This is a genomic window from Vibrio sp. 2033 (assembly GCF_033339735.1).
In genome coordinates this window covers 1-602 of the sequence record NZ_JAWOVC010000561.1, presented here as the reverse complement: position 1 = coordinate 602, position 602 = coordinate 1, and the positions used below count along the sequence as shown (strand labels likewise).

The 602-nt window shown below is 46.5% G+C and carries 1 protein-coding gene and 1 pseudogene; both read right to left on the bottom strand.

The features are described 5' to 3' along the window. Nucleotides 1–461, bottom strand: a 461-nt coding sequence (locus R7P74_RS27800; RefSeq protein ID WP_025629683.1) for a DUF2802 domain-containing protein, incomplete at its 3' end; no start/stop codon positions are given. A gap of 14 nt (nt 462–475) precedes the next feature. Beyond that, nucleotides 476–602: pseudogene (locus R7P74_RS27795) on the bottom strand (chemotaxis protein CheW); the annotation flags it as partial.

Sequence of the window (602 nt, the reverse complement as noted above, 5' to 3'; positions counted from 1 at the left end):
GAATCATCGGAAGGTTGACTGCTTAATGGCGGGATCTTCTCTTTTCCAGCCAGTTTTTTCTGCAAAGAGAGCATCAACTCTGCTTCTGCTTTTGGCAGTTCACACTCTTCGATTAGCTCGTTGATATCAGCCCCTAACTGCACCATTTTGGTTGCTCTACTGTATAAGCGACCATCAGTATCAGCGTGTTCGAGTTCGCGAATTCGCTCATTAAGATGTTGGATGATATCTTGCTGCTCAGTTACTTTTTGGCCAAGGCCAACTACAACCGAACGTACCTCTAGTAGCTGTTTGTTCAGCTTCTGCACTTCTTTATCCGCGTGTCGTGCCTGCGCTCGCTGTTGGTCCATTTGCTTTTGCAAACTAGCACGAATGCGCAGCTGCAACACAACCAACACCAATACAATAAACGCAACGCCACCCGCGAGGAATGGTACAGATAAAAAAGTCTCTTCAGCCATCGTCATTCAGCCAATTATAGGTGAGCCATCTCGTCCCATTCGTCGTCAGTTAGCAGCTTGTTCAAATCAACAAGAATCAGAAGCTTACCGTCACGGTTGCTTACACCTTGGATGAATTTCGCGCTTTCGTCTGTACCTACA